This window comes from Curvibacter microcysteis, from assembly GCF_028649455.1.
In the GTDB taxonomy this organism is placed as follows: domain Bacteria; phylum Pseudomonadota; class Gammaproteobacteria; order Burkholderiales; family Burkholderiaceae_C; genus Curvibacter; species Curvibacter microcysteis.
The window spans coordinates 411924-438141 of record NZ_JAQSIO010000003.1 but is presented as its reverse complement, the minus strand read 5'-3'; the positions used below and the strand labels follow the sequence as shown (position 1 = coordinate 438141).

The 26218-nt window shown below is 64.2% G+C and carries 19 protein-coding genes; 14 read left to right on the top strand and 5 right to left on the bottom strand.

The window, feature by feature from the left end; translation table 11 throughout:
- Positions 1-5: 5 nt before the first annotated feature.
- From PSQ39_RS10595 to PSQ39_RS10565, 7 genes are read left to right on the top strand one after another with little or no spacing between them, the layout of a single operon-like run.
- Complete coding sequence (locus tag PSQ39_RS10595) at positions 6-311, top strand: STAS domain-containing protein (RefSeq protein ID WP_273926737.1); 306 nt, start codon at positions 6-8, stop codon at positions 309-311.
- Complete coding sequence (locus PSQ39_RS10590) at positions 308-2536, top strand: chemotaxis protein CheA (RefSeq protein ID WP_273926736.1); 2229 nt, start codon at positions 308-310, stop codon at positions 2534-2536. Before PSQ39_RS10595 ends, PSQ39_RS10590 begins: the two co-directional genes overlap by 4 nt.
- A 55-nt stretch (positions 2537-2591) precedes the next feature.
- Positions 2592-4736, top strand: a complete 2145-nt coding sequence (locus PSQ39_RS10585) for a methyl-accepting chemotaxis protein (protein ID WP_273926735.1) — start codon at positions 2592-2594, stop codon at positions 4734-4736.
- Positions 4737-4785: 49 nt separating this feature from the next.
- The gene (locus tag PSQ39_RS10580; protein ID WP_273926734.1) at positions 4786-5313 is read left to right on the top strand and encodes a chemotaxis protein CheW; all 528 of its coding nucleotides are present in this window, start codon (positions 4786-4788) and stop codon (positions 5311-5313) included.
- A 12-nt stretch (positions 5314-5325) separates the two neighbouring features.
- On the top strand, positions 5326-6138 hold the full coding sequence (locus PSQ39_RS10575) for a CheR family methyltransferase (RefSeq protein WP_273926733.1): 813 nt from the start codon (positions 5326-5328) through the stop codon (positions 6136-6138).
- Positions 6135-6647: a chemotaxis protein CheD gene (locus PSQ39_RS10570; RefSeq protein WP_273926732.1), complete on the top strand. Its 513-nt coding sequence runs from the start codon at positions 6135-6137 to the stop codon at positions 6645-6647. The genes PSQ39_RS10575 and PSQ39_RS10570 overlap by 4 nt, the downstream gene beginning before the upstream one ends.
- Positions 6648-6667: 20 nt before the next feature.
- Entirely contained in the window at positions 6668-7756 is a 1089-nt protein-coding gene (locus PSQ39_RS10565) for a protein-glutamate methylesterase/protein-glutamine glutaminase (RefSeq protein WP_273926731.1), read from the top strand.
- Positions 7757-7831: 75 nt separating this feature from the next.
- On the opposite strand, the gene PSQ39_RS10560 is transcribed toward PSQ39_RS10565, so the two are convergent.
- The 5 genes from PSQ39_RS10560 to dnaE all read right to left on the bottom strand — a co-directional run bounded on the left by PSQ39_RS10560 (position 7832) and on the right by dnaE (position 17176).
- The gene (locus tag PSQ39_RS10560; RefSeq protein WP_273926730.1) at positions 7832-9073 is read right to left on the bottom strand and encodes a cystathionine gamma-synthase family protein; all 1242 of its coding nucleotides are present in this window, start codon (positions 9071-9073) and stop codon (positions 7832-7834) included.
- 55 nt (positions 9074-9128) lie between these two features.
- Positions 9129-10568 carry an exodeoxyribonuclease I gene (gene sbcB, locus PSQ39_RS10555; RefSeq protein WP_273926729.1) on the bottom strand — a complete coding sequence of 480 codons (1440 nt, stop codon included), beginning with the start codon at positions 10566-10568 and terminating at the stop codon, positions 9129-9131.
- Positions 10569-10722: 154 nt separating this feature from the next.
- Positions 10723-13062 carry an ATP-dependent Clp protease ATP-binding subunit ClpA gene (gene clpA / locus PSQ39_RS10550; protein ID WP_273926728.1) on the bottom strand — a complete coding sequence of 780 codons (2340 nt, stop codon included), beginning with the start codon at positions 13060-13062 and terminating at the stop codon, positions 10723-10725.
- 57 nt (positions 13063-13119) lie between these two features.
- Positions 13120-13491, bottom strand: coding sequence for an ATP-dependent Clp protease adapter ClpS (clpS, locus tag PSQ39_RS10545; protein WP_273926727.1), 372 nt, complete (start codon positions 13489-13491; stop codon positions 13120-13122).
- 172 nt (positions 13492-13663) lie between these two features.
- Positions 13664-17176 (bottom strand): DNA polymerase III subunit alpha, encoded by a 3513-nt coding sequence (dnaE, locus tag PSQ39_RS10540; RefSeq protein ID WP_273926726.1) that lies wholly within the window; start codon positions 17174-17176, stop codon positions 13664-13666.
- A gap of 213 nt (positions 17177-17389) precedes the next feature.
- Here dnaE and pilV point away from each other — a divergent pair, with 213 nt between their 5' ends.
- The 7 genes from pilV to PSQ39_RS10505 all read left to right on the top strand — a co-directional run bounded on the left by pilV (position 17390) and on the right by PSQ39_RS10505 (position 26197).
- Positions 17390-18055, top strand: coding sequence for a type IV pilus modification protein PilV (gene pilV, locus PSQ39_RS10535; RefSeq protein ID WP_273926725.1), 666 nt, complete (start codon positions 17390-17392; stop codon positions 18053-18055).
- Positions 18052-19113, top strand: coding sequence for a PilW family protein (locus PSQ39_RS10530; RefSeq protein ID WP_337961936.1), 1062 nt, complete (start codon positions 18052-18054; stop codon positions 19111-19113). The genes pilV and PSQ39_RS10530 overlap by 4 nt, the downstream gene beginning before the upstream one ends.
- 1 nt (position 19114) lies before the next feature.
- A complete protein-coding gene (locus PSQ39_RS10525) occupies positions 19115-19753 on the top strand; it encodes a pilus assembly PilX family protein (RefSeq protein WP_273926724.1) in 639 nt (212 codons plus the stop codon).
- 16 nt (positions 19754-19769) lie between these two features.
- A complete protein-coding gene (locus tag PSQ39_RS10520) occupies positions 19770-24263 on the top strand; it encodes a pilus assembly protein (RefSeq protein WP_273926723.1) in 4494 nt (1497 codons plus the stop codon).
- Positions 24260-24787 carry a type IV pilin protein gene (locus PSQ39_RS10515; protein WP_273926722.1) on the top strand — a complete coding sequence of 176 codons (528 nt, stop codon included), beginning with the start codon at positions 24260-24262 and terminating at the stop codon, positions 24785-24787. Before PSQ39_RS10520 ends, PSQ39_RS10515 begins: the two co-directional genes overlap by 4 nt.
- Positions 24784-25371, top strand: coding sequence for a GspH/FimT family pseudopilin (locus PSQ39_RS10510; RefSeq protein WP_273926721.1), 588 nt, complete (start codon positions 24784-24786; stop codon positions 25369-25371). The genes PSQ39_RS10515 and PSQ39_RS10510 overlap by 4 nt, the downstream gene beginning before the upstream one ends.
- Positions 25372-25444: 73 nt before the next feature.
- Positions 25445-26197 (top strand): sulfurtransferase, encoded by a 753-nt coding sequence (locus PSQ39_RS10505; RefSeq protein WP_273926720.1) that lies wholly within the window; start codon positions 25445-25447, stop codon positions 26195-26197.
- Positions 26198-26218: the final 21 nt, after the last annotated feature.

The window sequence follows — 26218 nt, the reverse complement described above, 5'->3', positions numbered from 1 at the left end:
ACCCCATGAGCGAGCCCTTCACCCTGCCCGACGAGCTCACCATCTACACGGTGGAGTCCACCCGCCAAGCCCTTTTGCTCTGGCTGCAGGACCCCCATCAGAGCAACGTGATGAGCCGTGCGGTGCACGGGGGGGCCGTCAACGACGTCGACGGGGCCGGCTTGCAATTGCTCGGGGCGCTCGCCAACAGCCTCAGCGCCCAAGGCCAAGCCATGGACTTGATCGAGCCCAGCCCCTTGTTGCGCGATGCTTTGCAAGCCCTGGGCTGCGCCCATTGGTTTGCCCTCAACCCGGAGGACAGCACCCCATGAGCCAGACGGATTCAGACGCCGACTACGACTTCATCGCGGCCGCCATGCCGGCCTTCATCAATGAGGCCCGCGAGCAGGTGACGCAAATCGAGCAACTGCTGTTGCAGCTGGAAGAAGACCCGCACAACCGGGAGCAACTCGACGCCTTGTTCCGCTGCGCCCACACCGTCAAAGGCTCGGCCGGCATCTTCGGTCTGGACCAGGTGGTGAACTTCACCCACCACATCGAAACCCTGCTCGACGAATTGCGCGAAGGTCACCTGCGGCTGGACACCGTGCTCAGCTCCCTGCTGCTGGCCTGCAATGATCAGATTTTGGCCCTGGTCAACCAAGCCGCAGGCGAGGCCCAGGACGATGCGGCGCAACAAGACCGCCGGGAGGCCTTGGTCCGCCAACTGCGACAAGCCATGGGGGGGCCCAGCGAGGCGCCCGCGGTGGAGGCCGCCGACAGCGCAAGTCCGTCAGCGGCTGAAGCCCGCTTGGGCCGCTGGCACTTGTCGGCGCACTTTGGGGCCGACTGCTTTCGCCATGGCATGGACCCCCTCAGCGTGGTGCGCTACCTGAGCAGCCACACCGAAGTCATGGCCTTGGCCAGCGACCGCAGCCGCATTCCCGCTTTGGCCGACCTCGACCCCGAAAACTGCCACCTGAGTGTGGAAGTGTCGATGCGCTCCGACGGCCCGCAAGCTGCCGTGGACGACGCCTTCAGCTTCATCCGCGACGACTGCCAGCTGCACCTGATCCCGCCGACCGCGCCCACCTCCCGTTTTGTCGACCTGATCGAAGACCTGCCTGACCACCCCCGCCTGGGTGACTTGCTGGTCAGTGTCGGCGCCATCACAGAAGACCAACTGGCGGCGGGCCTGGAGCAACAAGCACAGGACCGGGTTCTGCGCCCGCTGGGGACAGCGCCCCGGCTCGGTGAAATCCTGCAAGAGCAGGCCGGCCTGGACCAGGAGGTGCTGGCCGCGGCGGTCCACAAGCAGCAACGCCCGCGCGAAGCCGCCAGCGACGAGCAGCGCTACATCCGCATCCCAGCCGACCGGCTGGACGCCGTGATCAACCTGCTGGGCGAACTGGTCACCGCCGCCGCCGGGGCTGACATGCTGGCCCGTCAAACCCGGCAGAGCCGCTTGATCGAGACCAATGAGCACATCGGCCACCTGATCGAAGAGATCCGCAACGGCACCTTGCAACTGCGCATGGTGCCGATGGGCGCCACGTTCAACCGCTTCCGCCGGGTGGTGCGCGACACCGCCGCCGAGTTGGGCAAGGAAGTGGCGCTGGAAATCGTCGGAGCAGACACCGAATTGGACAAGGCGGTGGTCGAAAAAATTGGCGACCCCCTGATGCACTTGGTGCGCAACGGCCTGGACCACGGGCTGGAAACACCCGCCGAGCGCTTGGCCAAGGGCAAGCCGGCCCAAGGCCGCCTGGTGCTCAGTGCCCAGCATGAATCGGGCAGCATCCTGATCCGCATCAGCGATGACGGGCGCGGCGTGGACCGCCAACGCGTGCTGCAACGCGCCTGGGAGCGTGGCTTGGTCGAGCCGGGCGTGGTGCCTCCGGATGAAGACATCCTGCAGCTGATTTTTGAGCCTGGTTTCTCGACCGCCGCGCAGGTGACCAATCTGTCGGGCCGGGGCGTGGGCATGGACGTGGTGCGGCAGAACATCGAGGCCTTGCGCGGCAGCGTCACGGTGTACAGCGAAGCCGGCCAAGGCACGGACATCGACATCCGCCTGCCCCTGACCTTGGCCATCATCGATGGCTTTTTGATCAGCGTCGGCCCCTCCAAATTCGTGCTGCCGCTGGAAGCGGTGGTGGAAGTGGTCGAAGGCCAGGCCGGGCAGCACGAGGCGCAACTGGCGCCATCGGCTGACCCATCCGGCCGTTTTTGCATGCCCCTGCGCGGCCAGTTGCTGCCGGTGATCAGCCTGCGCCAGCTTTACGGGTTGGACAGCCCCCGCCCAGACCGGGTCAGCATCGTCGTGGTGCAAGCCGGCCCGACCCGCTTTGGTCTGGAAGTTGACCAGTTGCTGGGCCAACACCAGACCGTGATCAAGCCCCTGGGGCGCCTGTTCCACACGCTGCGCGGGATCTCGGGCTCCTCCGTCCTGGGCAGCGGAGAGGTGGCCCTGATTTTTGACGTCCTGGCCCTGGGGTCACTCGCGGTGCAGGGGCTGCGTCGCCCCAGCCCCCAAGCCAGCAGCCTGTCGCCCTGAGTCGCCCTGCCTCACAACGTCCTTCAGAACAACCCTGTCCAAAAGAGAGCGTCCCATGTCCAACACCAGCCACCAAACCTCCTGGATCTCCCGCGTTTTTTCCTCTGGGCCCAGCCCGGAAGAACTGGCGCAAGCCGCCAAAGAGGCCGAGCTGATGAAGCAGGCCCAGGCTGCCATGCAGGCGGCCGCCCTGGGGGACCTGTCACAGCGCATCGACGTGGGTGATCAAAGCAGCGCGCTGGCGCAGCTGTGCAAGGGCATCAACACGCTGCTGGTGGAATCGGAGCGCAACTTCCGCATCAAGACCGCGCTGGACAACTGCTCCACCAACGTCATGATTGCCGACGACAGCAACCACATCGTCTACATGAACCAGACGGTGACGGAGATGATGCAAAAGAACGAAAGCGAGCTGCGCAAGATGCTGCCCGAGTTCGACGCCCGCCGCCTGATTGGTCAAAGCATCGACACCTTCCACAAAAATCCGGCCCACCAGACCAGCATGCTGGCCAGCCTGCGTGGCACCCACCGCACGCAAATCAAGGTGGGTTCGGTGAGCTTTGGCTTGGTGGCCAACCCCATCTTGGACGCCGCCGGCACCCGCCTGGGCACGGTGGTCGAGTGGGCTGACCGCACGGCCGAAGTCGCGGCTCAGGCACGCGAGCAGGCCGCAGCGGCGGCAGCGGCCGAGGTGGCTGCGGAGAACGCCCGCATCCGCAATGCGCTGGACCGCTGCAGCACCAATGTGATGATTGCCGACGCCGGCAACCACATCATCTACATGAACGAAACCGTCACGCAGATGATGCAGCGCAACGAACCCGAGCTGCGCAAGAGCCTGCCGCACTTTGACAGCCGCAACCTGATTGGCCAAAGCATCGACGTGTTCCACAAGAACCCGGCCCACCAGGCCGGCATGCTGGCCCTGCTGCGCAGCACGCACCGCACCCAGATCCGTGTCGGCGCCCTGCATTTCGGCCTGACGGCCAACCCCATCATCGATGCCGAAGGCCAGCGCATTGGCACCGTGGTCGAGTGGGAGGACCGCACCCAGGAAGTGGGCATTGAAAACGAAGTGGCCGCCATCGTCGAAGCCGCCACCCACGGCGACTTTGCCAAGCGCGTCAACCTGGACGGCAAGAGCGGCTTCTTTGCCAAGCTGGGCTCCGGCGTGAACGCCTTGATGGAAACCAGTGAAGACGGGCTGAACGATGTGGCCAGCCTGCTGGAGGCCTTCTCGCGCGGCGACCTGACCTTCCGCATCGAGCGCGACTACGACGGCCTGTTTGGCCGCGTCAAAGCCAGTGGCAACAAGACCGCCGACGAACTGACCCGGATCATGGGCGAGGTGCGCGCCGCAGCCAGCGCGCTCAGCGGGGCGGCGGGCCAGGTCAGCGCCACCGCGCAATCGCTGTCGCAAGCGGCCAGTGAACAGGCCGCCTCGGTGGAAGAAACCACGGCGTCGATCGAGCAGATGTCCGCCTCGATCTCGCAAAACAGCGACAACGCCAAGGTCACCGACTCCATGGCCACCAAGACCGCGGCTGAAGCCGATGAGGGCGGCGGCGCCGTGGCTGACACGGTCAAGGCCATGAAACAGATCGCCTCCAAGATCGGCATCGTCGACGACATCGCCTACCAAACCAACCTGCTGGCACTCAACGCCGCCATCGAAGCTGCGCGGGCCGGTGAACATGGCAAAGGTTTTGCCGTGGTGGCCGCCGAGGTGCGCAAGCTCGCCGAACGCAGCCAGGAAGCGGCCAAGGAAATTGGCGACCTCGCCAGCCACAGCGTGTCCACCGCCGAGCGTGCTGGCAAGCTGCTGGACGAGATCGTGCCCTCGATCAAGCGCACCTCGGACCTGGTGCAGGAGATCACCGCAGCCTCGGAGGAGCAAAGCACCACTGTCAACCAGATCGGCAGCGCCATGAACCAGCTCAGCAAGGCCACGCAGCAAAACGCGTCGGCGTCGGAAGAACTGGCGGCCACCTCGGAAGAACTGTCGGGCCAGGCCGAGCAACTGCAGGACGTGATCGGTTTCTTCAACGTGGCCGAGCTTGAACTGACGCCCGTGCGCACCCGCCGCAGCGATGCCGAAGCCCTGCCCCGCCGCCGACTGGCCGACAGCGCCCCCGTGCCGCGCCTGGGTGGTGCAGGCCTGCGTGGGGCCAGCGGTGAAGCCAACTTCCGCCCCTACTGAAGCCCACCGACCGCAGCGCCTCCCGCCCCCCTTGAGACCAAAGGTTCCCATGAGCATCCGCCAGGCACCGACCCGCGACGAGCCGCCCAGCGAGGCCGCCGCCCAGTACCTCACCTTCGTGTTGGCCGATGGCGTCTACGCCATGGACATCAGCAGCGTGCGGGAGATCATCCAGCCCGGCCCCCTGACGCCCGTGCCCTTGATGCCGGCGTTTGTGCGGGGCGTCATCAACCTGCGCGGTGCCGTGGTGCCGGTGATTGATCTGCAAGCCCGACTGGGCAAGCCGCCCGCCGTGGCCGGCAAGAAGACCTGTATCGTGATCTTTCAGGCTGAGCGCGAGGGCGAAACCATCGCCCTGGGCCTGTTGGTGGACGCGGTCAGTGAAGTGCTGGACATTCCCGCCACCGAGATCGAGCCCCCACCGCCTTTTGGCACCAGCATCCAGCGTGAATTCATCCTCGGCATGGGCAAGGTGAAGGGGCGATTTGTCATCATCCTGGACCCGGCCAAGGCCCTGGACGTGGACGAGATGGCCGCCCTCGCGGCGCCGGGCGGCTCGCCTGCAACGGCTGGCTGAGAACGCCCTTCGATGCCCCAACTCAGCGACGCAACCTTCCAACGCATCAGCGCCCTCATGTACGAGAGTGTGGGGCTCTCCTTTGCCGACCATAAAAAAGCCTTGATGTCCTCGCGCCTCGCGCTTCGCCTGCAACGCCTGGGGCTGAGCCGCTTCGAGGACTATGCCGAGTTGCTGGAAGACCCCGACGAAGGGGCCGAATTCCAGATGGCGGTCGACCTGTTGACCACCAACGAAACGTATTTCTTCCGCGAGCCGCGCCATTTCGAGTGGCTGCAGCAGGAACTGCTCAGCCAGCGCCCCCGGCCAGGCTTGTCGATCTGGAGCGCAGCCTCGTCTTTTGGCGACGAAGCCTTCAGCCTGGCCATGCTGCTGTCCGACTTGCAGGCCCAGGGCTTGGTGAACAACAACTGGTCCATCCTGGCCACCGACATCAGTCACCGGGTGTTGACCGCCGCGCGCGAAGGCATTTACCCCGAAAGCCGGCTGCGCTATGTCAGCCCCGAGCGCCTGCGCCGCTACTGCCTGTGCGGCGAGGGCCCCGCCGAAGGCCAGGCCATGATCAAACCCGAGTTGCGCACGCGCGTGAAGTTTGGCCAGCTCAACCTGACCCAGCCTTTCAGCGGCCTGGGCCCCTTCGACGCGATTTTTCTGCGCAATGTGCTGATCTACTTTGACCCACCCACCAAAACCGCGGTCGTCGACCGCGTGCTGGGCGCACTCAAGCCCGGGGGCCTGTTTTTTGTCGGCACGGCCGAAGGCCGCGTGCCTTGCAAGACGCCGCTGCAAGCCCTGTCGCCCGGGGTGTTTCGGAAGATGGCATGAGCCGCCCTTTTGAGTTTTTGCCCTCCCAACCCCTGGAACCACGGGTGCGCTTCTTGCACCCGGGTGACGTGGCGCTGGCTCAACGCGGCGAGCGCCTGGACACCTTGCTGGGCTCCTGCGTGGCGGTGCTGCTGACCGACCCCAAACGCACGGTGGGAGCGATGTGCCACATCGTCCACACCTCGCAGCGCGCGCCACAGGACCCACACGACACCCGACACGGACAAGCCGCCATGCGCACGCTGTTCGCCCAGTTGCGCGCCGTGGGCTTCGCGCCCGAGCATTGCGAGGCCTGGGTCTGCGGCGGTGGCAACATGTTCCCGGAGCGGGTGAACAGCTACGCCGTCGGCGATGCCAACCTAGACTGGGTCAATGAATTCTTGGCCAACGCCGGCATCCCGGTGCTGGCGGAATCCGTCGGAGGCCCGTTTTACCGCCGCATCGCCTGGACGATTGGCGACGCCGAACCCATCATCGAAGAAATTCCGGTCGAAGACCTGAGCCACTGAGTACAAGGACACGTTTCGTTATGGCCGCCATCAAGGTCTTTCTCGTCGACGACTCCGCCGTGATGCGGCAGACCATCGCCTATTTGCTCAAAGACTTGCCCGATGTGGAGCTGCTGGGCAGCGCCCCCAACCCCTTGATCGCCATGCGCAGCCTGCAACAGCAGCGCCCCGACGTGCTGCTGCTGGACATCGAAATGCCGGGCATGGATGGGCTGACTTTTTTGCGCCAGGTGATGGCCCAAGACCCCATCCCCACGGTGATCTGCTCCAGCCTCAGCACCCAGGGCAGCAAGGTGGCCCTGGACGCCTTGGCCGCCGGGGCCGTGTCGGTGGTGGCCAAACCCAAGCTGGGCTTGAAGCAGTTTTTAGAAGAGTCACGCCAAGAACTGGTGGCTGCCCTCAAGGCGGCGGCCCGGGCCCACCCGCGTTTGCGGGTGCAAAACGCACCGGCGCTACGCCAAAGCGCGGGCCCCACCACGGGCGCGATGAGCACGCCAGCGCGCGTGGCGGGCAGCAGCGGGCTGCACGCTTTTGCCGTCAACAAGCCGGTGGTGATTGGCAGCTCCACCGGTGGCACGCAGGCCCTGGAACAGATCCTGACGGCCCTGCCGGCCGATGCGCCCGGCATCGCCATCACCCAACACATGCCGGAGAAGTTCACCGCCATGTATGCCGACCGCATGAACCAAGCCTGCGCCATGCAGGTGCGCGAAGCGCGCGATGGTGACCGGCTGGAGCGTGGCCTGGTGCTGATCGCCCCGGGAGGTCGCCACCTGCACCTGCGCAAGGCCGCAGGCCAGTACTTTGCCGTGGTCAGCGATGGCCCGCCCGTGAACCGGCATCGCCCCTCGGTGGACGTGCTGTTCAAGTCGGTGGCGGAATGTGCGGGCCGTGACGCCTTGGCCATCATCCTGACCGGCATGGGCGACGATGGGGCTCGGGGCATGAAACTGATGCACGACGGCGGCGCCCGCACCATCGCGCAAAACGAAGCCAGCTGCGTGGTGTTTGGCATGCCGAACGAAGCCATCAAGCTCGGTGGCGTGGACGACATCCTGCCACTGGATCAGGTGGCGCGCGCCATTTTGCAGTTCGACGCGCGCGGCTGAGGCTGCGCTGCCGAGCCCTCTGCGCGGGACGCTCTGCCGAGCCCCCCGGCGTGGGGACCCGGTCCAAGCGCTCGCTCAGCCCAGGGCTTGAGCGAAGTCAGCGATCAGGTCTTCCGCCTCCTCCAAACCCACCGACAGCCGGATCAAGCTGTCGCCAATGCCCATGGCAGCGCGCACCTCGGGGCCGGCCTCCCAGAAGATGGTGTGCGCCACCGGGATGATCAGCGTGCGGGTGTCCGCCAGGCCCGTGGCCTTGATCGGCAGCTGCAGGCGGTTGCACAGGCCCAGACAGTCGTCGGCGTTCTTCAACTCAAAAGACAGCAGCCAGGAGCCCGCCTTGAAATGCTTTTTGGCGCGTGCATGCTGCGGGTGCGAGGCCAGCATCGGGTAGTGGACGCGGGCAATGGCGGGGTGCTGCTCCAGCCACTGGGCCAGGGCCAGGGCGGTGGCACTGGTGCGGTCCATGCGCAGGCCCAGGGTCTCGGCGCCGGCAGCGATCTGGTGAGCGGCGGTGGACGACAGCGTGCCGCCCAGGTCGCGCAAGCCCTTTTTGCGGATCTGCTGCAGGCCCCAGCCCTTGGCGTCGCCCTTGCGGTAAGCCGGGAAGATGTTGGGGTAGCTCGCCCAGTCAAACAAACCCGTGTCGGTGACCGAGCCGCCCAAGGCATTGCCGTGGCCACCAATGCTCTTGGTCAGCGAGTGAACCACCAGGCCGGCGCCCACGCTGGCGGGCTTGAACAGGTACGGCGAGCCCACGGTGTTGTCCACCACGTAGAGCAGCCCCTTGTCGCGGCACAGCTGACCAATGCCTTCGAGGTCGGCCACCTGCGTGCCGGGGTTGGCAATGGTTTCAACAAACACCATGCGCGTGTTGGGCTGCACGGCGGCGGCCACTTGGGCGGCGTCGGTGGCGTCCACCGTGGTCACGCTGATGCCCAGATCGGCCAAAGTGCCAAAGACGCTGTTGGTGTTGCCAAACACATAGCGGCTGGCCACCAGGTGGTCGCCGGCCTTCAACAAGGTGAAGAAGATGGCGCTGATGCCGGCCATGCCCGTGGCGAAGGTGATGGTGCCCAGGCCTTGCTCCATCTGGGTCAGCTTGGCCTCGAGCGCGTTGGTGGTCGGCGTGCCTTGGCGGGCATAGTTGAAGCCGCCCTTGGCCGTGCCCTGGAACACGGCAATCAGGTCTTCCACCCGATCAAACCCATACTGCACCGAGGTGTGGATGGGCTTGTGGATGGCACCGTGCTCCACGGTAGCGCGGCGGTCGGCATGGACGATTTGCGTCGTGAAGCCGGGGGTGTGGGAATCGGTCATGGCAAAAATCAGTTCGGGTCAGGGTCGAATTGGGGTCAAGCGGAGGAGCTGCAGCTCAAAACTCGGGGGCAATGTGTTCGGCGTAATCGTACAGGGCGCCCAGCAAGGCCTCGCCTCGCTCGTCTGCGGTCTCGGAAAGCGTGTCGATCTCGGCAAACAGCTGGTCCAGGGTGCGGGCCCCACCCTCCCCTTCAAACAGGCGCGCCGCACGCAAGGCCTCCCAGCGCTGCGCCTCTTCAGGCTGCAAGGTGTGCGGAAAGTTGCGCGCCCGGTAGCGGAACAGCAGCTCACTCAAGCGCGGGTCGTCAAAGCCAGTGCGGTTGGTGGCCAGCTCTTCGGGTGACTGGGCGCGCACCTGGTTGAGGCGGCGGCGGTCGTTGTTGCCGACAAAACCACCGTACAGGTCCTGGTCCACATCGGCTGGGGCCTCGAGGGCGCGGGTGAACACCTCAGCCCACAGCGCACTGAGGTCGGGCAAAGCCAAGGCACGCTCGGCGTGTTGCAAGGCCAGCGGCAGGTCGGTGCCCCAGCGCGCGGCCATGGCCGGGCTCAGGGTTTTCAAGTTGCCCACCACCATGGGCGACTTGTTCAGGTGAACCGACTTGAGGGGCAGACGGGTGACACCCTCGGGCAGTTCGTCGCGCTTGCTGAACAGGCGCTGGCGCACGGTGGCCGCGTCCAGGCTGGCCAACTCACTGGGGTCGTGGGCCAGGTCCCAGGCCAGCAATTCGTTCTTGTTGCTGGGGTGGCTGGCGAGCGGCCACATCACGGCCAGGCAGCCCTGGGCTGCCGGGAACATGCCCGAGACATGCAAAAACGGCTTGGCGTGCTGGGGCGAGGTGGGTAAGCCCAGTTCGCTGGCGACGCGGTCTTTTTTGTGCAGGCTGAAGCAGAAGTCAAACAGGCGCGGCTGCTTGTCGCGGATCAAGCGCGCCAACGCGATGGTGGCACGCACATCCGACAAGGCATCGTGCGCCGCTTCGTGCAACAGGCCATTGGCCCGGCTCAAGTCCTCCAGCTTGAAACTGGGGTTGCCATCCTCTTTGGGTGGAAACACGATGCCATCAGGCCGCAGCGCATACGCCATGCGCACCACATCCAACAGGTCCCAGCGGCCACAGCCGTTTTGCCACTCGCGCGCATAGGGGTCGATGAGGTTGCGCCAGAACATGAAGCGCGTGATCTCGTCATCGAAGCGAATGGTGTTGTAGCCCACGCCGACGGTACCGGGCTCGGAGAATGCCGCCTCGATGCGCGCAGCGAAATCGTGCTCGGGCAGGCCTTTTTCCAGGCACAGCTGCGGCGTGATGCCCGTGATCAGGCAAGACTGTGGGTCGGGCAGGTAGTCTGGCGCCGGCTGGCAGTAGAACATCATCGGCGCGCCGATTTCGTTCAGGTCCGCATCGGTGCGGATGGCCGCAAACTGAGCCGGTCGGTCACGCCGGGTGTTGGCGCCAAAGGTTTCGTAATCGTGCCAGAGAAAGGTATGCGACATGGGCGCCCATTATCCTTGCCCGCGCAGCCGTGACTGGACAAGCAAGCGCCAAAGCACGCTGCCGCGGCCCCAAGTCCCAAGAAAAAAGGCGGTGCACTGCACCGCCTTTTGGCATGAACCTGGGCTGAGCCACGGCTCTTGGGGCTGGGTCGCTTCAGTCGGCGGCAGCGGCCTCTTCGGGCTCGGTCGGCTCGGCCTTGGCCTTGCCTTCCTTCTTGGGCAGCGGCTGGATGTCCAGCATGACCTCGGGCTTGGCCGCATCCTTCTCGTCCAGGTCCACGGTCAAGCGACCGCCATCGGTCAGGCGACCGAACAGCAGCTCGTCGGCCAGGGCCCGGCGGATGGTGTCCTGGATCAGGCGCTGCATCGGGCGGGCGCCCATGAGCGGATCGAAGCCCTTCTTGGCCAGGTGCTTGCGCAGCTTGTCGGTGAAGGTGACATCCACCTTCTTCTCGGCCAGTTGCGTTTCGAGCTGCAGCAAGAACTTGTCGACCACGCGCAGGATGATCTGCTCGTCCAGCGCCTTGAAGCCAACGATGGCATCCAGACGGTTGCGGAACTCAGGCGTGAACAAGCGCTTGATGTCGGCCATCTCGTCACCCGCTTCGCGCGGGTTGGTGAAGCCGATGGTGGCCTTGTTCATGGTCTCGGCACCCGCGTTCGTGGTCATGATCAGGATCACGTTGCGGAAGTCGGCCTTGCGCCCGTTGTTGTCGGTCAAGGTGCCATGGTCCATGACCTGCAGCAGCACGTTGAAGATGTCCGGGTGCGCCTTCTCGATTTCATCGAGCAGCAGCACCGCGTGCGGCTTCTTGGTGATGGCTTCGGTCAACAGACCGCCCTGGTCAAAGCCCACATAGCCGGGCGGCGCGCCAATCAGGCGGCTCACGGCATGGCGCTCCATGTACTCCGACATGTCGAAGCGGATCAGGTCGATGCCCATGATGTAGGCCAGCTGCTTGGCCGCTTCGGTCTTGCCCACGCCGGTGGGGCCGCTGAACAAGAAGGTGCCAATCGGCTTGTCGCCCTTGCCCAGGCCCGAACGCGCCATCTTGACCGAGGAGGCCAGCACTTCGAGGGCCTTGTCCTGGCCGAAGACCACGCTCTTGAGGTCGCGCTCCAGGGTTTGCAGCTTGCCGCGGTCGTCGTTGGAGACGTTGGCGGGCGGAATGCGGGCGATCTTGGCCACGATCTCCTCGACCTCGGTCTTGCCAATGGTCTTCTTGCGCTTGGACGGCGCCAGGATGCGCTGGGCCGCACCGGCTTCATCGATCACGTCGATGGCTTTGTCAGGCAGGTGGCGGTCGTTGATGTACTTGGCGCTCAGCTCGGCAGCGGCTTGCAGGGCCGCCGCAGCGTACTTCACGTTGTGGTGCTCTTCGAAGCGCGACTTCAGGCCCTTGAGGATTTCCACGGTCTGGTCCACGGTGGGCTCGACCACGTCAACCTTCTGGAAGCGGCGCGACAGGGCGGCGTCTTTTTCAAAGATGCCACGGTACTCGGTGAAGGTGGTCGCACCCAAGCACTTGAGCTGGCCACTGGACAGGGCAGGCTTGAGCAGGTTGGAAGCATCCAGCGTGCCACCCGAGGCGGCACCGGCACCGATCAAGGTGTGGATTTCGTCAATGAACAGGATCGCGTTGGGCTTTTCCTTGAGCACCTTGAGCACGCCCTTGAGGCGCTGCTCGAAGTCGCCGCGGTACTTGGTACCCGCCAGCAAAGCGCCCATGTCCAGCGAATACACCTGCGCTTCGGCCAGGATTTCCGGCACGTCGTTTTGGGTGATGCGCCAGGCCAGACCTTCCGCGATGGCGGTCTTGCCCACACCGGCCTCGCCGACCAGCAGCGGGTTGTTCTTGCGGCGGCGGCACAGGATCTGGATGACGCGCTCGACCTCGTAGTCGCGCCCGATCAGGGGATCGATCTTGCCGTCCTTGGCCATCTGGTTGAGGTTCTGCGTGAACTGCTCCAGTGGCGAGGCCTTTTCGTTGCGCTCGCCGCCTTCTTCCTGCTCCGCAGGGGCTGCGTCAGCGCCCTTGACAGGCTCTGGCGGCTCGCCCTTCTTGATGCCGTGGGCGATGAAGTTGACCACGTCCAAACGGGTCACGCCCTGCTGGTGCAGGTAATAGACCGCGTGGGAGTCTTTTTCACCAAAGATCGCCACCAGCACATTGGCGCCGGTGACTTCTTTTTTGCCATTGCCAGTCGACTGGACGTGCATGATGGCGCGCTGAATGACGCGCTGGAAGCCCAAGGTGGGTTGGGTGTCGACATCGTCGGTCCCGGCCACCTGGGGCGTGTTGTCCTTGATGAAGTTAGTCAAGGACTTTCGCAAGTCGTCGATGCTGGCCGAGCAGGCGCGCAGCACCTCGGCGGCGCTGGGGTTGTCCAACAAGGCGAGCAACAGGTGCTCCACGGTGATGAACTCGTGACGTTGCTGACGGGCCTCAACAAAGGCCATGTGCAAGCTGACTTCCAATTCCTGGGCAATCATGTGAATTCCTTTTGCCTTGCGTTGAGTGGTTTAACTTTAAATCGGATTGAAAGCCATTTATTCAACAGGCTCACTCACGCATTGCAATGGATGACCCGCCTTGTTGGCCGCATCCATGACCTGGTCAACCTTGGTGGCCGCCACGTCGCGTGAATAAACCCCACAAATCCCTTTGCCGTCGAGGTGAATCTTCAGCATGATTTGGGTCGCCGTTTCACGGTCCTTGTTGAAAAACTCTTGAATCACGAACACCACGAACTCCATCGGGGTGTAATCGTCATTGAGCATGACCACCTGGTACATCTGAGGCGGCTGCACTTTTTGGGTCAGTCGCTCCAGCACCACCGAGGCGCCGCCCTCGCCATCGGAGGGCGTGAGCTTGGGTGCGGCAGGTTGGGAAGGTGATTTCGTTGCCATGATGAATTTCATTCTAATGACGCCGCAGGGGCTCGCCGAGGCTGGCCGTCCATTTGGCCGGTTCTGGAAGGGTTTTCCAGGCCATCTTTTTCATTTGATGCTGAATTAGCGCAGTTCAAGCCCAGTTCGGAAGCCGCCGCGGGCAGCCAAGCCTGCGGCGGCGACGGCCAGCGCCTTCTCAACATCAGTCATACACGATGCGGGCGCGCCCCTCGTGGGCCTGGGCCACCCAACTGGCCAAAGCCGCGTCGGTGGGGAAGAACTTGGCGCCATCGCCCAAATGCAGCTCGGCCGTGGCCGCCACGCCGTCTTTTTCACGGTGAACCAGCAGGCGGATGTCCAGCCCGCGCTCGAAAGTGCCTTGTTCAGACTCCTCCACCTTGGCGGGGAACTCGCGCAGCAGCCTGGCGATGTCAGGCGCGCGCCCATTGACCGCCACCTGCAGGTGCTTGCCGAAGCGGCAGCGCGCCGTGGGCAGGTCCCAGACCTGCTGCACGCTCAGGCGCAATCCACCGGAGAACCGGTCCGGCTGGCACTTGACGCTGACGATGAGCATTTCATCGTCCTTGAGCAGGTTCTTGTTGGCGTTGATCACGGCCTCGTCGGCGGTGGCTTCGATGGTGCGGGTCTTGTCATCCAACTTGAAGATGGCCAGTTTGCCGCGCTGCCCATTGATGACGCGCAAGTCGCTCACGATGCCGGCCACCATTTGCGGGTCGCGGCTCTCGGCGAGTTCATCGAGCTGGCGGCGCACGAAGCGGCGCACTTCGGTCGAGACCTCATCGAACAAGTGCCCGGAGAGGTAGAAACCGATCGCCGTCTTCTCGAGGGTCAAGCGCTCCTTGATGCCCCAGGGCAGCACTTCGACCAGGTCGGGCTCCTGGGTGCTGGAGCCGTGGGCGTCATCGCCCATCATGTCGAACAGGCCGCCCTGATTGGCGTTGGCCGCCGTCGCGGCAGCGAATTCAAAGGCGCGGTCGATGCTGGCCACCAGCGAGGCGCGGTGCGGATTGATGGCATCAAACGCACCGCCTTTGATCAAGGCCTCGACCGTGCGCTTGTTCATGCGGCTCTTGTCCACACGAACGCAGAAGTCAAACAGACTCTTGAAGGGGCCGTCCTTCTCACGCGCAGCCACCATGGCTTCGATCGCCGCCTGGCCCGTGCCCTTGATGGCGCCCAGGCCGTAGCGGATGATTTTGTTGGTGACCGGCTCAAAACGGTAGCGGCCCCGGTTGACGTCCGGCGGCTCAAAGGTCAGTCCCATCTTCACAGCGTCCTCGTACAAGACCTTGAGCTTGTCCGTGTCGTCCATTTCGACGGTCATGTTGGCGCAGAAGAACTCCGCCGTGTAGTGCACCTTGAGCCAGGCCGTGTGGTAGGCCAAGAGCGAGTAAGCAGCGGCGTGCGACTTGTTGAAGCCGTAGCCTGCGAACTTCTCCATCAAGTCGAAGACCTCGTCGGCCTTTTCTTGATCAATGCCCTTCTCGGCCGCGCCCTTGCGGAAGATGGTCCGGTGCTCGGCCATTTCTTCGGCTTTTTTCTTGCCCATGGCGCGGCGCAGCATGTCGGCGCCCCCGAGGGAGTAGCCGCCCAGCACCTGGGCGGTCTGCATCACCTGCTCCTGGTACACCATGATGCCGTAGGTCTCGGCCAGCACGGGCTCGACCAAGGGGTGGGGGTAGATCACCTCTTCGCGGCCGTGCTTGCGCGCCACGAAGCTGGGAATCAGGTCCATCGGGCCGGGGCGGTACAGCGCGTTCAGGGCGATCAGGTCTTCCAGGCGCGAGGGCTTGGCGTCGCGCAACATGCCTTGCATGCCGCGGCTTTCAAACTGGAACACGGCCTCGGTCTTGCCCTCTTGGAACAGGCGGTAGGTGGGACCGTCGTCCAGTGGAATGGTCTCGAAGGTGAAGTCCTCCTGCCCCTTGTGGCGCTTCATGATGAATTCGCGCGCAATTTCCAGGATGGTCAGCGTGGCCAGCCCCAAGAAGTCGAACTTCACCAGGCCGATGGCCTCCACGTCGTCCTTGTCGTACTGACTCACCGCCGACTCACTGCCCGGCTGTTGGTAGAGCGGGCAGAAATCGGTCAGCTTGCCCGGCGCAATCAACACGCCCCCGGCGTGCATGCCGATGTTGCGGGTCATGCCTTCGAGTTTTTGCGCCATCTCGATGATGGTCTTGACGTCTTCTTCCTTCTGGATGCGTTCGGCCAGCACCGGCTCCAGCTCGATGGCGTAGTTGTTCTTGTCGCCTTCCTTTTTGGGATTGGGCGGGTACTGCAAGGTGTAGGACATGCCCGGCTTGCCCGGCACCAGCTTGGAAATGCCGTCGCAGAAGGTGTAGCTCATGTCCATCACCCGGCCCACGTCGCGGATGGCGGCCTTGGCCGCCATGGTGCCGAAGGTGGCGATCTGGCTGACAGCGTTCTTGCCGTACTTGTCCTTCACGTAGTCGATCACGCGGTCGCGGTTGCTTTGACAGAAATCGATGTCAAAGTCAGGCATGGACACCCGCTCCGGGTTCAGAAAACGCTCGAACAGCAGGTTGTATTGCAGCGGGTCCAAGTCGGTGATCTTGAGCGCATAGGCCACCAGAGAGCCTGCACCCGAGCCCCGGCCCGGTCCCACCGGACAGCCATTGTTCTTGGCCCATTGAATGAAATCACCCACGATCAGGAAGTAGCCCGGAAAGCCCATCTTCAAAATCGTGACGAGTTCAAACTCCAGCCGCTCCACATAGCGCGGGCGCTGGGCGTCGCGCTCAGCGTCGGTGGCGAACAGCAGCTTCAGACGCTCTTCCAGGCCCTCATGCGACGCGAAGCGGAAGTACTCGTCAATCGGCATGCCGTTGGGCGTGGGGAAGTTGGGCAACTGCGGTTTGCCCAGCACCAGGGTCAGGCTGCAACGGCGCGCGATCTCCAGGGTGTTTTCCAAGGCGGACGGCAGGTCGGCGAACAAGGCCTGCATCTGCTCAGTGCTCTTGAAGTACTGCTCCCGGGTGAACTTGCGCACCCGGCGCTGGTTGCCCAGGATTTCGCCCTCGGAAATGCAAACCCGTGCCTCATGGGCCTCATAGTCATCGGGCCCGGCAAACTGCACCGGGTGGGTGGCCACCACCGGCAGCTTCAAACGGGCCGCCAATTTGACGGCGGCGATCACATGCGCCTCATCGTCGGCGCGCCCCGCGCGTTGCAGCTCCAGGTAGAAGCGGTGCGGAAACAGGCCTGCCATCTGCAGGGCCAGCTCCGACGCACCCGCCTCATCGCCGCGCAGCAAGGCCTGACCCACTGCCCCGGAATGGGCCCCGGACAAGGCAATCAAACCCTCGTTGAGCTCGGCCAGCCACTCGCGCTGGCACACCGCCAGGGCACCCACCACATTGCGCGTCCAGCCACGGGCCAACAGTTCGCACAGGTTCAGGTAGCCCTGGGTGTTTTGAACCAGCAGCAGCATGCGCGACAACTGCGTCGGCGCGTGGGGGGGCCCCTCTAGCACGATTTCGGCCCCGATGATGGGCTTGACGCCCTTGCCCCGGGCTTCCTTGTAGAGCTTGATGGCGCCAAACAGGTTGTTGAAGTCCGTCAAGGCCAGAGCGGGCTGGCCGTTCTTGGCGGCCATTTTGACGACTTCGTCGATGCGGGTGGTTCCGTCAACGACGGAGAACTCGGAGTGAAGGCGCAGGTGAACAAACATCTGCCCATTGTAGGAAACGGCGGCACCGCCCCTCATCAAACTGACGCCCAAGCTGAGCCGCTCACCATCCGCTCAGCGGTCAGATGCACCACTCATCGTTCACTTTCGGCCAATCATCTGGCAAAACCGTCAAAAATGAACGATTACGAACCTTGCTGCTAAATTTCAACAAGGATGTTAAATACCCTACATCCGGTTACGTAACAGAAACACATGAAAAACAGCCCCCCCCCTGCCCCGTGTGCCCCCTTGCCCGGCCAAAGCCAGGCAGCGGCGCTGCCACAAGCGCCGCGTCGTGCCCGGGGTTTTTCTTTGCTGGAAGTGCTGGTGGCCATCTTTGTTTTGTCGTTCGGCATGCTGGGCATGGTAGGGATGCAGGCCTTTGCCTTGCAGTCCAACACCCAAGCCCGGCTCCAGTCCAGCGCGGCAGCCCTGGCCCGGGAACTGGCCGAAATGATGCGCGGCAACAAGGACGAAGGTCTGAGAGCCGCCGGCGCCAACCTTTACCTGGGCACGTTCAGTGGCAGCGCCATGGCGCCCGCCACCACCTCCTACTGCTTGAACGCCACCGCCACCACCAACTGCACCAGCACCGCCGACGTGGCCAACGCTGAGATGACGGATTGGCTGACCCGCGTGGCGCAAGAGCTGCCCGGTGCCCGCGTCAGCATCTGCTATGACAACGCCCCCTACGACAGCAACGGCCTGCCGGTCTGGGCCTGCAGCGGCACCGGGACCGACGGGCTGATCATGATCAAGATGGGCTGGACCCAGACCAGCACCAACCGCAGCAACACCGGCGAAAGCGCGTTCAACCTGAGCGGCGCCACAGGCTCGCGCCCCGCTTTGGTCTTCCCGGTCACCAGTGGTAACTCATGATGCGAAACCATTGGCATCTTTTCAAGCTCCCGGCGCCGGGCCAGGGAGCCCGCGAGACCCAAAAGGGCTTGACCCTGGTGGAGTTGATGGTGGCACTGGCCATCAGCACGGTCGTGGCCCTGGCGGCCGTGGCGGCCCTGAGCATTGCGCGCCAGGGCTTCAACGCCAACGACGCCAGCTCGCAACTGCGGGACAGCGCCCGCTTCGTGACCGACCTGCTGCAACGCCTGGGGGTGCAAACCGGGTTCCGAGACCTGACCTACGTCGCGACCCCCCGCGAAACCAACACCAACGGCATTGCGGTCACGCCCATCCCCAATGTTTATGGGTTGAACAACGCCAGCCGCGTCAGCACCGACGCCTGGGATGGTGGCACCACCCGCACCGCCAACACCTTGGGCGATGGCAGCGACATCCTGGTGCTGCGCTTTCAGCCAGCCAGCACCTCCCTCAACGCCAGCAGCACCGACGCCAGCATGATTGACTGCACGGGAACGCCCCTCGCCACCGTGCCGCTCAACCGGGATGACCGCTCCACCAGCATCTTGCATGTGGGAGCCGACGTCGACGGCGAACCGGCACTGCTGTGCTCGGTGGCCAATGCCGGCACCACCACCTTCACCGTCACCCCCTTGGTGCGCGGGGTGGAAAACTTCCAAGTGCTTTACGGGGTGGACGGCATCGGTGCCAACAACACGACGGTCACGGCCACCTCCACCCCCACCACGGCAGACTCGGTGCCCGACCGCTACCTGCGGGCCGACCAGATCACGGTCACAGGCAACCAAACCGCCACCTACTTCAACTGGAGCCGAGTGCGCGCCTTGCGCGTGGGCATGGTGGTGCGCGGGGCCCCGAACCAGGCGCCGGACAGGAGCACCACGCTCACCTACTACCCCCTGGGTCTGGGCAAGGACAGCAACTCGGGCACGCTGGGCTCCGCGATGTCCAACACCAACTCCAACGACCGCAATACGGTCTACAGCCCCACGCCCGACGGCCGCATGCGCAAGGCCTTCACTTTCACCATCCACCTGCGCAATGCCCAGGACCTCTGACATGCACGCCCAGCCCATCTCATTGCATCGGTCACCAGCGCGCCCGCTCCAGAGCGGGGCGTCGCTGGTGGTCGTGCTGCTGCTGCTGGTGGTCGTGTCTTTGCTGGGGATTGGCGGCATCCAGATCGCCACCATGGCCGAGCGCACCACCCGCAACGACCGTGATCTGCAAATCGCCTGGCAAGGGGCCGAAGCCGCCCTGATGGACGCGGAGTTCGACATCGACACGGAAAGCGTGGGGGGAATCACCGGCACCCGGCGCGCCCTGTTCAGCGACAAACCCGACCTGACCAACTTCATCGCCGACTGCGGCACCACGGGCAATCAAAAAGGCCTGTGCGCCTATGTCGAGGGCGATCGCCCCTACTGGCTGACGGTCGATTTTTTGGCCACCAGCAGCACCAGGTACGTGACCTACGGTGATTTCACCAGTGCGTCAGGAAGTGCTCGCCCGTTCAGCGTCGGCAAGGGCTTGCAAGCCGCCTTGAAGCCCCGTTACGTGATCGAAGCCATTCCCGACCCGCGCGACGCCGAAGTCGAAAAGCCTGCCGACCGCCGCTATGTGTACCGCGTCACCGCCATGGGCTTCGGGCCCAACCCGACCACCCAAGGGGTGCTGCAAATGATTTACCGCGATTGACCGCCAGAGGCCGCCCATGAACCAGACCTTGTCCCCCGCCGCCTCCTGGCTCGCGCGCCTGCGCCCCCAATGGACAGGCACCCCCCGGCAAACGCTCAGCTGGGCCCTCGGCGCCCTGGTGCTGGGCAGCCTGGGCCTGTCGTTCATGGTGCGGGGGGCTGCGACGCCGCCCAACATCCAGGCCATTGCCCTGTCGTCCACGCCGCTGTACGCTGCCACGCCAATCGACAAGCCTTCGTTGGCGCTGGCCCTGTCGGTGGAATTCCCGACCGTGGGTTCGCAATACCCGTCAGGGGGCTCCAACGACAGCAGCTACGCCAACACCACCGAGTACCTGGGCTACTACGACGCCGAGAGTTGCTACACCTACAACGACGCGCCCAGCGAAACCCCAGCCGGTGGACTCACCACCACCGATTACAAGCGCTTTGACCGCAGTGGCGCCGCCACCAACCGCAAGTGCAGCAACGCTTTCAGCGGCAACTTCCTGAACTGGGCCACCAGCTCGGCCATCGACATGCTGCGCCTGGCCCTGTCGGGGGGCGACCGCTACATCGATCAGGATGGTTTGACCATCCTGCAGCGCGCCGTGCTGCCCAACGGCGACCCGACCTGCTTCTGGAACACCAGCAACTTCCCCGCCAAGCAACTGACCCGCAACGGTGGCGGCAGTGGCACCTACTGGGGCGCCGTGCCCACGGCCATGATCACCGCCGCAAACGGCAACGACATCTACGTGGCCAACACGCTCAACCGCATTTACTTTGGCACCTCGGCCACAGGGGATTGCTGGAGCGGCCCAGCCAACTATGTGCTCAATTCGCCAGCCTCCAACAAGGCGATCGGAACCGTGAGCTCCACCGTCAGTTCCCGCGGTAGCGGCACCACCAAGTGCGCGGATGAAGGTGGCGTCTGCAACTTCACTGGCACCAAGCAAGTTTGGTACGGCGCCTCCAACAAATGGCGCTGGGCGCCCGCCTCCAACGGGGTGGACTGCACCAACGGCGTGTTTGGCGACCCCATCCCCGGCACGGGCAAGGCCTGCTACATCAAGGACTACACGGGCACTTGGACCCCGCCAGAGGGCCAGGGCACGATGTTGAATTCAGACGGCTATTTCTTCTCTCGGGTTCAGGTCTGCAACAAGGTCAGTGGCGTACTGGCCGATGTGCGCGACTACGGCCTGTGCAAGCTCTACCCCAGCGGCAACTACAAGCCCGCCGGTGTGATCCAGAAGTACAGCGACCAGCTGCGCTTGGCGGCCTTTGGCTACCTGATGGATCAAACCGCCAGCTACAGCGACGGCCGCTATGGCGGCGTCTTGCGCGCCCCCATGAAGTACGTGGGCTACAAGACCTTCGACGAAAACGGCGCCGACACCACCCCCAGCACCGGCAACGCCAACATGGAGTGGGACAACACCACCGGGGTGTTCAAGACCAACCCGGACGGCGACTCCAGCTTCAGCATCAGCGGGGTGATCAACTACCTCAACAAGTTCGGTCGCACGGGCTCCGTGGCGGGCCGCTACAAGCAATACGATCCTGTGGGTGAACTGCATTACGAGACCCTGCGCTACCTGCAAGGCCTGAGCCCCAGCGCCGACGCCATCAGCAACATCACCACCGACATGAAGGACGGCTTCCCCGTCTACACCACCTGGACCGATCCCTATGGCGGCACCCGCTCGGCCACGGCGGATTACTCCTGTGTGCGCAGCAACATCGTGGTGATCGGTGACATCAACACCCACGACGGCAACCGCCTGCCCTCCCCCAGCGTGGCCAACAACATCATTGACATCAATGCCTGGCGCACGGTGGTGCAGAACTTCGAGCAAAACGTGACCAGTGCCACCTATGTCGACGGTCAAGGTGTCACCCGCAACACGGGCAACCCCAATGGCGCCAACGGCGGCGTGCCCAGCGGCAGCAGCACCAGCCAGATCATGGGCAGCGCCTACTGGTCGCACACCCACGACATCCGCCCCAGCACTTGGACCAACGCCCCGACCAAGGTGCGCCCCGGTTTGCGGGTGAAAAACTACCTGTTTGACGTCAACGAATACGGCAGTCAATCCGACGCGAACAACCGCCGTTTCAGCAACCAGTTCTTCATGGCCTCCAAATACGGTGGTTTTGAAAGTGACGCCAGCAACACCGGCAGCAACCCCTACAACACCTGGGGCAACCCCTTCCGCAACCAAAGCGGTGGCGCCGACAACAACGTCTGGCAAAACCTCAGCTCCCCCGGCGAAGCCAGCACCTATTACCTGCAAAGCAGTGCGCGCGGCGTGCTGAGCGCCTTCGACGGCATCTTCAGCCGGGCAGCCAACTCCTCGCGCAACATCGCCGGCGTCGCCATCCAGTCGCGCGAAGTCAGCACCACGGTGGACAACGTGATCTACCAAGGTGCTTTTGACACCAGCAGCTGGACCGGCGATGTGCTGGCCTTGCCGCTGACCGTGGTCGGCACCAGCACCCTGACCCTGAGCAGCCAGGCGGACTGGAGCGCCGCCGACATCCTGACCAACCGGGCCAACCCATCGACCACCCGCACCATCGTCATGGGCCGACCCGGCGCCACGGCCAACCCGACCGCCACCGACTTCACCTGGGCCGCCATCACCGACGCCAGCATCAAAAGTGACCTGAACAAGGCTTCGAGCAATGCCGCTGCCGACGGGCTGGGTTCCAGCCGGGTGGCCTTTCTGCGCGGAGACCGATCACTGGAAGGCAGCACCTTCCGCTCACGCAGCAAGCTGCTGGGCGACATCATCAACTCCAGCGTGGTGTATTCAGGCACACCCACCACGGCCTACATCGAAAACAGCTACAGCACCTTCTACACCAACAACAAGAGCCGCACGCCGGCCGTGTTCGTGGGCGCCAATGACGGCATGCTGCACGCCTTCAACGCCAGCAAGGGCACCAGCGGTGGCACGGAGTTGTTCGCCTACATCCCCAGCTGGATGTCCTCCAAGCTCTCTGAGCTGACCTCCACCAGCTACCTCAACAACCACCAAAGCTATGTGGATGGCGTCCCCGTCGTGGGCGAAGCCTGCGTGGGCCCCGCCCACACCCTGACCGCCACCACCTGCACTTGGAAGACGGTGCTGGCCTCGGGCACCGGCGCCGGTGGCCAAGGTGTCTTTGCCCTGGATGTGACTGATCCGACCGCCTTCTCGGCCTCCAAGGTCATGTGGGAGTTCACCAAGACCGACGACGCCGACATGGGCTATGTGGTCGGCGCACCGCAAATCGTGAAGATGAAGGTCAGCAGCAACACCGCCACCACGCCGACCTACCGCTGGTTTGTCGCCGTGGCCAGCGGCGTCAATAACTACGTGAGCGACAGCGCCGGCCGCTTCAGCACCACCGGCAACCCCGCCATCTTCTTCTTGGCCCTGGACAAGGCCGCCGGGGACGCCTGGACCCAAGGGACCAACTACTACAAGGTCTTGCTGCCCTTTGACGCCACGCTGGCCATCACCAAAGCCACCGGGGTGGCCAACTTCACGCCCATGTACGGGGGCGCCGGTGAGGTGACCTATCTGTTTGCAGGCGACTTGCACGGCAAGCTGTGGAAGCTCGACTTCACACCACGTGACGCCACCCACCCCACCAGTGCCTTCGACCCCAGCAACAGCAGCCACTGGACCATGGAGCGCCTGTCCTTCTTCAACAAGGGCACCGCCACCACCCCCATCCCCTACCCCATGTACAGCGCCACGGACGCGGCCACGACACCCAATATCCAGCCGATTTTCTCGGCACCGCGCATCTTCACCGGGCCGGTGGTGAACGGCAAAAAGACCTACTACGTGCTGTTTGGGACCGGTAAATTCCTGGAAGCCAGTGACAAGACCTCGACCGCCCAGAACACGATCTACACCATCTTTGACAACGGCGTCACCGGGGTGAACCAGTCCGACTCCAGCCCCACCAGCGCAACCACGGCCAACGTCATCAGTGGCCGGGGCCGCCTGCAGAGCGGCACCGTGAACACCAGCACCTTGACCATCACCGTGCCGGCCTTCCTGTGGGGCCGAGCCGCCTCCAACGCCGACACCACCCAGCGTTCGGGCTGGTACTTCGACCTGCCCAGCACGGGCGAGAAGATGATCAGCGCCTTCCTGGGCCTGACCAACTACGCCACCTTCAACACCATCGTCCCGGGCGCAGCCGGGGCGGCGGGCTCATGCACGGCCACGCCGGGCTCGGGCAACTCTTACAGCGTGAACATTGCGACAGGCAACGGCACCTACATTTCGTCCTCTGTAGGGCTGCTGGGCTCGACCATGTACGTCAAAAACTCGGGGCTGATCACGCCAGGCCCCAGCAACAGCACGGGGCGCAAAGAAAGAAAAATCACCTACGAGTCCATCAGCACCGGCTCGTCCGGCTCGGCCCTGACCAACACCAAGGTCGAAATCAAGGAAGCCTATGGTCGCCTGAGCTGGCGCCAAGTCAATAATTACTGGGACCTGCACCAGAAAGCCACCGAATGACCTACGCCCCTCACCCCACCCAGCGGGGTTTCACCCTCATCGAACTCATGATCACCGTGGCCATCGTGGCCATCCTGGCCAAGGTGGGCCTGGGGGCCTATCAGGACTCGGTGCTGAAAGGCAAACGGGCCCAGGGCCGCAGCGCGGTGATCGAGCTGATGCAGCAGCAAGAGCGCTTCATGACCCAGCGCAACTGCTACCTGGCCTTCACCTCGACGGCGCCCGGCGCAGCGACGGTGGCCTCGGGCGATTACGGCGGCACGCTGTGCGGTGGCGTCACCCCCAGCTTCACCTCGTCCACCTTCCCATTCAAGAACTTCTCGGGCGATACCGCCAGCAATGCGGCCTACCTGCTGAGTTCGGCCAAGTGCAGCACCACGCTGACGATTGACCTGTGCGTGCGGGTGGCGGCCACCCCCATCGTGGCGGACCCGGTGGTGGGCACCTTGCAGATGACCAGCACCGGCACCAAGACCTGCACCGGAACGGCCTCCTCGGGCAACCCCAAACTGTGCTGGCCATGACGCTGCAGCGCGGGCCCACGCGGGGCTTCACCTTGATCGAATTGATGGTCGTGCTGGCCCTGGTGGCCGTGCTGGCCACCATCGCCGCGCCCAGCTTCATCGCTTACCAGCGCAACTCCGAGCTGACCTCGATCAGCAACACGCTGCTGGCCTCGATCAATGCCGCCCGCAGCGAGGCCATGAAGCGCAACCAACATGCCTTGGTCGTGCCTGTCAGTGGCACCAACTGGGCTGGGGGCTGGCGCGTTTACGTGTCCCAGACCTACGGCGCGAATGCGACCACCTACACCGAAGGCACCGACCTGCTGATTCAGCAACAAGAGGCCATGCCAGGCTACATCGCCGTCAGCACCAGCGACACCACGGGCACGGCGGTGAACCAAATCCGGTTTGATGGCTCAGGCTATTCCCGAAACGCTGCTGGCGCCGCCTTCCAAGCCATGACACTGCGGGTGCGGCGCACCGATGTCGCCAGCAGCGCCCAAAGCACCGAATCGCGCATCGTGGTGGTTTCGCAATCCGGTAGGGTGCGTGTCTGCAAGCCCGCCACCGACACGACCTGCACCACCACAGCCACCCAGTGACGCGCTGGCGCTGACCCGGGCACATCCCCTCAACCCGCTGGCCCCCAGCTCACTGCCAGGCGGGGCCCCTACAATGCGCGCCGTGAACACCGTCCTCAACATCTCCTGCTACAAGTTCGTCCCCTTGCCCGACGCCGAGGCCTGGCGCGAACGCCTGGCCGCCCAATGCCAAGCCCTGGGCCTCAAAGGCACCATCTTGCTGGCCGAGGAAGGCATCAATTTCTTTCTGGCCGGGCCCCCTGAAGCCGTCCACGCCGTGGTGGGCACGCTGCGCGCCGATCCGCGCCTGGCGGACCTGGCGCCCAAAGAAAGCTGGTCCGCTGAACAGCCTTTCAAGAAGATGCTGGTCAAGGTCAAGCGTGAAATCATCCGCATGAACCACCCCACCATCCGACCCGCTGAAGGCCGGGCCCCCGCCGTGGCAGCCGCCACCGTGCGGCGCTGGCTGGACCAGGGGCATGACGATGCGGGCCGGCCCGTGGTGACGCTGGACACGCGCAACGCGTTCGAGGTGGACCATGGCACCTTCACGGGCGCCATCGACTGGCGCATCAGCAAGTTCACCGAATTTCCCGATGCCTTGCGCGCCCACAAGCAAGACCTGCAGGACAAGACCGTGGTGAGCTTTTGCACCGGTGGCATCCGCTGCGAAAAAGCCGCCATCCTGATGCGTGAAGAAGGCCTGGAGCACGTCTACCAGCTCGAAGGCGGCATCCTCAAGTACTTTGAAGAAACCGATGGCGCCCATTACCAAGGGCACTGCTTTGTGTTTGACGAGCGCGAAGCCTTGGCGCCCGACCTCGCTGCCCTGAAAAACGGGGGCTGACGCGCCCCCGCCCTGGTCTGG

Bases quoted from the DNA above. Each gene is read 5' to 3' on its own strand.
- clpA (WP_273926728.1), bottom strand. From the start codon at position 13,062: ATGATTGCCCAGGAATTGGAAGTCAGCTTGCACATGGCCTTTGTTGAG.
- PSQ39_RS10595 (WP_273926737.1), top strand. From the start codon at position 6: ATGAGCGAGCCCTTCACCCTGCCCGACGAGCTCACCATCTACACGGTG.
- dnaE (WP_273926726.1), bottom strand. From the start codon at position 17,176: ATGTTTGTTCACCTGCGCCTTCACTCCGAGTTCTCCGTCGTTGACGGA.
- PSQ39_RS10560 (WP_273926730.1), bottom strand. From the start codon at position 9,073: ATGACCGATTCCCACACCCCCGGCTTCACGACGCAAATCGTCCATGCC.
- PSQ39_RS10520 (WP_273926723.1), top strand. From the start codon at position 19,770: ATGAACCAGACCTTGTCCCCCGCCGCCTCCTGGCTCGCGCGCCTGCGC.
- PSQ39_RS10585 (WP_273926735.1), top strand. From the start codon at position 2,592: ATGTCCAACACCAGCCACCAAACCTCCTGGATCTCCCGCGTTTTTTCC.
- PSQ39_RS10530 (WP_337961936.1), top strand. From the start codon at position 18,052: ATGATGCGAAACCATTGGCATCTTTTCAAGCTCCCGGCGCCGGGCCAG.
- PSQ39_RS10565 (WP_273926731.1), top strand. From the start codon at position 6,668: ATGGCCGCCATCAAGGTCTTTCTCGTCGACGACTCCGCCGTGATGCGG.
- PSQ39_RS10570 (WP_273926732.1), top strand. From the start codon at position 6,135: ATGAGCCGCCCTTTTGAGTTTTTGCCCTCCCAACCCCTGGAACCACGG.
- sbcB (WP_273926729.1), bottom strand. From the start codon at position 10,568: ATGTCGCATACCTTTCTCTGGCACGATTACGAAACCTTTGGCGCCAAC.
- PSQ39_RS10580 (WP_273926734.1), top strand. From the start codon at position 4,786: ATGAGCATCCGCCAGGCACCGACCCGCGACGAGCCGCCCAGCGAGGCC.
- PSQ39_RS10515 (WP_273926722.1), top strand. From the start codon at position 24,260: ATGACCTACGCCCCTCACCCCACCCAGCGGGGTTTCACCCTCATCGAA.
- PSQ39_RS10505 (WP_273926720.1), top strand. From the start codon at position 25,445: ATGCGCGCCGTGAACACCGTCCTCAACATCTCCTGCTACAAGTTCGTC.
- PSQ39_RS10525 (WP_273926724.1), top strand. From the start codon at position 19,115: ATGCACGCCCAGCCCATCTCATTGCATCGGTCACCAGCGCGCCCGCTC.
- PSQ39_RS10590 (WP_273926736.1), top strand. From the start codon at position 308: ATGAGCCAGACGGATTCAGACGCCGACTACGACTTCATCGCGGCCGCC.
- clpS (WP_273926727.1), bottom strand. From the start codon at position 13,491: ATGAAATTCATCATGGCAACGAAATCACCTTCCCAACCTGCCGCACCC.
- pilV (WP_273926725.1), top strand. From the start codon at position 17,390: ATGAAAAACAGCCCCCCCCCTGCCCCGTGTGCCCCCTTGCCCGGCCAA.
- PSQ39_RS10575 (WP_273926733.1), top strand. From the start codon at position 5,326: ATGCCCCAACTCAGCGACGCAACCTTCCAACGCATCAGCGCCCTCATG.
- PSQ39_RS10510 (WP_273926721.1), top strand. From the start codon at position 24,784: ATGACGCTGCAGCGCGGGCCCACGCGGGGCTTCACCTTGATCGAATTG.